Annotated in this window: 4 protein-coding genes and 1 pseudogene; 2 read left to right on the forward strand and 3 right to left on the reverse strand. The window is 77.3% G+C overall.

Annotated elements, in window-relative coordinates; all coding sequences use genetic code 11:
* Positions 1 to 888: pseudogene (locus ACTUAL_RS20490) on the reverse strand (hypothetical protein); the annotation flags it as partial.
* Between the two features lie 553 nt (positions 889 to 1,441).
* On the opposite strand from ACTUAL_RS20490, the gene ACTUAL_RS20495 reads away from it, so the two are divergent.
* The gene (locus ACTUAL_RS20495; RefSeq protein WP_440901380.1) at positions 1,442 to 1,921 is read left to right on the forward strand and encodes an ESX secretion-associated protein EspG; all 480 of its coding nucleotides are present in this window, start codon (positions 1,442 to 1,444) and stop codon (positions 1,919 to 1,921) included.
* Between the two features lie 100 nt (positions 1,922 to 2,021).
* On the opposite strand, the gene ACTUAL_RS20500 is transcribed toward ACTUAL_RS20495, so the two are convergent.
* The gene (locus tag ACTUAL_RS20500; protein WP_440901381.1) at positions 2,022 to 2,813 is read right to left on the reverse strand and encodes an alpha/beta fold hydrolase; all 792 of its coding nucleotides are present in this window, start codon (positions 2,811 to 2,813) and stop codon (positions 2,022 to 2,024) included.
* A 49-nt stretch (positions 2,814 to 2,862) separates the two neighbouring features.
* Complete coding sequence (locus ACTUAL_RS20505) at positions 2,863 to 3,681, reverse strand: LysR family transcriptional regulator (protein WP_440901382.1); 819 nt, start codon at positions 3,679 to 3,681, stop codon at positions 2,863 to 2,865.
* 74 nt (positions 3,682 to 3,755) lie between these two features.
* On the opposite strand from ACTUAL_RS20505, the gene ACTUAL_RS20510 reads away from it, so the two are divergent.
* Entirely contained in the window at positions 3,756 to 4,577 is an 822-nt protein-coding gene (locus tag ACTUAL_RS20510) for a PhzF family phenazine biosynthesis protein (RefSeq protein WP_440901383.1), read from the forward strand.
* Positions 4,578 to 4,767 lie beyond the last annotated feature (190 nt).

Here is a 4,767-nt window from a genome sequence, read left to right on the forward strand (position 1 = left end):
GGGTTCGTGGAGTGCGGCGGGTGCGAGGAACTCGGGCGTCGCCAGGGGTTCCTGGGGCGCGGCGGGTGCGAGGAACTCGGGCGTCGCCGGGGGTTCTTGGGGGGCGGTGGGCGCAAAGAACTCGGGCGACGCCGGGGGGCCTTGGGGCGTGAAGGGCTCGGGCGTCGCCAGGAGCTCCGGAGGCGCGGCGGGCGCGAAGCGGGCGGGTGCCGCCAGGGGTTCCTGGGGCATGTCGGACTCAGGCGCCGTCCGGGGCTCGGCGGTCCCGACGGTCCCGACGGTCTCGGCGGTCGGCGTCGCCTCGGGGAGCGCCTGGGGCTCGGCGCGCGGCGGTCCGGCGTCCTGCTCGGGCGGGGCCGGGGGCTCGGGGGCCGGGGGTGCGGCGTCCGGCTGCGCGGGGATCACCGGCTCCGCGCTCTGCGGCGCGGGCGGTTCGGCGAACGTGGTCGGCGCGGGCGTCGGGGGGTGCTCCGCCCTCGGGGCGGGCACGGGGCTGCGGCGCAGCGGGTCGCCGCCCGCCCAGGCCTCGACCAGCACCCGTTCCGCGCCCTGGACCAGCGGGCCGAGCAGGTGGACGTCGTCGAGCACCGTCCACGCCGTCGGGGGCTCGCAGGCGACCTTCGGGGTGGGGAAGTGCTCGCCCAGCCCCCGGACGAACCGGCGGACGGCCCTGGTCAGGGCGGCGGGCACGCTGTGCTCCGCGCTCTCCCCCGACTCCTTGAACACCGTCAGGGACCAGCAGCCGGGCTCCTCGTCGGAGCAGTCCCTCGTCTGGACGATCCGACCGCCGATCCGGCGCAGCAACCCGGCGCAGGCGTCCAGCGCCTGACGCTCGTCGTGGGCGGTGACCACCACTGTGATCACCAGTTCCAGGTCCTGTCCGCTCATCGCGGGCAAATTCTCCACGAGTCCCCGAAGGGCCCGACACCGCCACCCGTTCGTCGTAGCCGACTGGGCCGCTCGACGGCCGCCGTAGGCACCCGCTGTGGTCGCGACCGGGTTGGACGGGTGCAATTCTGCGCGGTGGAGCGAAAAGCGCGGTGAATGGTCAAGGCCGTGAGCCGAACGATTTCCCGTGATCCGGCTCACTGAACGGGTGAGCGGGGCGCCGGGCGCGTCCCCGCGCGCCTTTGCCCGGCGCATTTCCAGGGGGCGGCGGCGGAATGCCGAACCCGGCCCGCACCGGCCGCGCCCATCCCGCGATTCGACGGCGCGCCGCGCTCCGGGGCGCACGATGATGGACCGGCCGCGCCGCCGCGACGAGGGGCTGCCACCCCGACCGGCGCGGTGGCGCGCGGCCACCGCACACCCGGCCGCCGCGCGGGGGGGGGGGGTCGGTGGGGGAGCGCGGTGAGGGCGGGCGCCCCGGGGGCGTGGGACGGCGGTCGGGCGCGGCCCGGCCCCGTCGACCTGCGCCGGGCGCGACCGGGGGCCGCGCCCGTTGACCGGGCACACCGTCCTGTGGGACCCGGTCCGGCTGACCGCGGCCGAGTTCGCGGGCTGCTGGGAGCAGCTCGACCTCGGTGAGCCGCCCGGCGCGCTCGGGCTGTCCGACGTGGACCCGGTGTGGCCCGCCGAGGTGCTGGTCGGGTTGCGGCGCAAGGGGATCGCGCTGCGCGGCGCCCGGTTGGAGCGGCAGCTGCGGGCGCTGGCGCGCCGGGACTACGCGGTGGACGTCGACGGGTGTCGGGTGCGGGTGCGGGCCTCGGTGGTCGGCAGCATCGGCGTGCTCGCCGAGCGCCGCGGCGACGAGGTGGTGCTGGTGAGCGTGCCGCACTACGCGGTGCCCGCCGAGCTGCTGGCCCGCCTCCCGGAGAGCGCGTCGGTCGAGGTCTCCAGAGACGGCGCCCTGTTCGGGGCGAGCCGGTGCGGCCCGCGCGGCGAGGCGGCCGAGCTGATCGAGCGCACCCGGCCGGGGTGAACCGGCCCGGCCGGGCTGAACCGCGCTGCCCAGGTGAACCGAGCTGCCCGGCAGGCCTGCCCGGCAGGCCCGCCAGACCCGGCCCTCGCCCAGCCCCCGGTCAACTCCCGCCCAGCGCCCGCCTGACGAAGTCGACCACGTCGCCGAGCACCTCGTCCCGGTTCGTCTCGCGCAGCACCTCGTGTCGCGCCCCCTGGTAGACCCGCTCCTCGAACCGCGCCCCGCGCAGCCGGTCCGCGCCGGTGCGCGTGTCGGCCTCGGGCACCAGCCGGTCGGCCCCGCCGTGCAGCCACAGCACCGGCACCCGGTCCAGCACCGGCCCGAAGTTCACCTCGTCGATCGCCCGCTCCACCGCCTCCAGCGTCGGCCGGGGCACCGGGCCGTGCCACACCAGCGGGTCGGCGGCGTACGCGCGGCCGACCTCCTCGTCCCTGGACAGCTCGGCCGGGTCGACCTCCGTGCCGGACAGGTCGTCGCCACCGAGCGCGTCCAGGCCCTCCCACGCGCCCAGCACCGGCGCGGACAGCACCAGCGCGGCGAGCCGGTCCTGGTGGTCCTGCGCGTACCGGGCCGCCACCAGGCCGCCGACGCCGTGCCCGACCAGCACCACCGGCAGGTCCACCCCGGCCGCGCCGATCACGGTGTCGACGTCGCCGACGAGCGTCCCGAGGTCCTCGACCAGGGCCCGCTCGCCCTCCGACGCCCCGTGCCCGACCTGGTCCGCCGCGACCACCAGCGCGCCCGCCGCCACCAGGGACTCGGCGACGTGCCCGTACCGCCCGGCGTGCTCCCCGCACCCGTGCACGAGCACCGCCAGCCAGGTGGCCCCCAGGTTCGGCCAGGTCCGCACGACCAGCTCACCGGCGCGTCCGGGAACGTTCGACTCGATCACCCCGCCCAGGTTAGGGCCCCGAGCCGGGCCCCGGAGATCGGGACCGGCGCTACAGCACCGCCTCCGCCACCGCGCGGACCGCCGCGGGCAGCGTGCGCCGGGGGTCGGTGACCAGGTACAGGGTGCTGTCCGGCAGCTCCCCGAGCCGCCGCAGCGCCCCGCTCTCCAGCTGCTCGGCCACCGCGACCCTCGGCAGCACCGTCCACCCCAGCCCGGCCACCACGCACGACCGCACCGCCTCGATGCTCCCGAACCGGGTGATCTGCGGCCGCCGCCCGGTCAGCTCCCGCACGAACCGGTCCGTGTAGGAGCAGCCCTCCTCCAGCAGGAAGTACCGCTCCTCCGCCACCGCGCCCGGCGCGGCCACCAGCTCGATCGGCTCCACCCCGATCGGGTGGACGGTCAGGCCGGGCGCGACGAGCCCGTCGTCCAGCGCGAGCCCCAGGTCGAGCGTGCCACGCCGCACCCCGAGCAGCACCTCCTTGGTCCCGGCGGGGGACAGGTGCACGCTGATGCCCGGCCAGCGCAGCGCCGCGTCCGCGATCCGCTGCGGCAACCGGTAGGCGCACACCGACTCCGGCGCGCCGATCCGCACGTCGCCCTCGACCTCGGTGCTGCCCCGCACCGCGTCCAGCAGCCGCTGCTCGGCGGACAGCACGTCGCGCGCGTTCTCCACCGCCTTGCGCCCGGCCTCGGTGAGCCGCGCGCCCTGCGGCAGCCGGTCGAACAGCCGCGCCCCCAGGTGCCGCTCCAGGACCTTGACCTGACTGGTCACCGAGGACTGGACCAGGTGCAGCTCGGCGGCTGTGGCGGTGAAGCTCCCGGTTCGCGCCAGTACCAGCAGGGTGCGCAGCAGCCGGGTGTCCATCCATCGAACATAGCGATACCTGCCATGCACGTTCATCGTTGGACTCGATTCCACTGATTCCGCACGATGGACGCATGTCGAACGTCCTGCGCTACGCCGCCTTCACCACCACCCCGACCGGCGGGAACCCCGCCGGTGTCGTCCTCGACGCGCGGGAGCTGACCCCCGAGCGGATGCTCGCGACCGCCGCCGAGGTCGGCTACTCCGAGACCGCGTTCCTGCTGCCCGGCCCCGACCCGCGCCGGTTCGCGGTCCGCTACTTCAGCCCCGAGGCCGAGGTGCCGTTCTGCGGGCACGCCACCGTCGCGGCGGCCGTCGCCCTCGGCCTGCCCGGCACGATCACGCTGGACACCGCGGCGGGTGAGGTGCTGGTCGACGTCGACGGCGGCACGGCCACCCTGACCAGCGTCCCGACCCGCACCAGGCCCGCGCCGGACGTCGACGCCGCGCTCGCCGCGCTGCGCTGGTCGCGCGCCGACCTGGACCCGGAGCTGCCGGTGCGCTGGGCGTTCGGCGGCGGCTGGCACCTGGTGGTGGCGGTCCGCGACCGGGCCGTGCTGGCCGCCCTGGACTACGACTTCCCCGCCCTGCGCGCCCTGCTGGCGGGCGCCGACGCCCTCACCGCGCAGCTGGTGCACCGCCGCGCGCCCGACGTGTTCGACGCCCGCGACCCGTTCCCGGTGGGCGGGGTGGTGGAGGACCCGGCGACCGGGGCCGCCGCGGCGGCGTTCGGCGGGTACCTGCGGGAGCTGGGGCAGCTGCCGGACGGCGGGCGGTTCGTGCTGCACCAGGGGGTCGACATGGGGCGGCCGAGCGAGCTGGTGGTGGTGGCCGAGGCGGGCGCGCCGGGCGTGCGGGTCACCGGGGCGGCCGTGCCGATCGACGAGCGGGGCTGACGGGGGCGCACCGGGGAGCGCTCGGGCCCCTGGGCGCGCGGGGCAGGCCGCCAGGCGCGTGCCCCTGGGAGCGCCCGAGCCCCGCACCGCGCACGGGCCGCGCCGCCGGGTGAACGCCCGGAGCGCCGAGCGCGACCACCGAAAGGCCCCGCGCCCCCGCCCACCGGATCGGCCATCCGCCGCTGCCGCC

This window comes from Actinosynnema sp. (assembly GCF_052038725.1).

What these genes read in the sequence shown, in the direction of transcription:
- ACTUAL_RS20505 (WP_440901382.1), bottom strand. Translation starts at nt 3,681, where the DNA reads ATGGACACCCGGCTGCTGCGCACCCTGCTGGTACTGGCGCGAACCGGG.
- ACTUAL_RS20510 (WP_440901383.1), top strand. Translation starts at nt 3,756, where the DNA reads ATGTCGAACGTCCTGCGCTACGCCGCCTTCACCACCACCCCGACCGGC.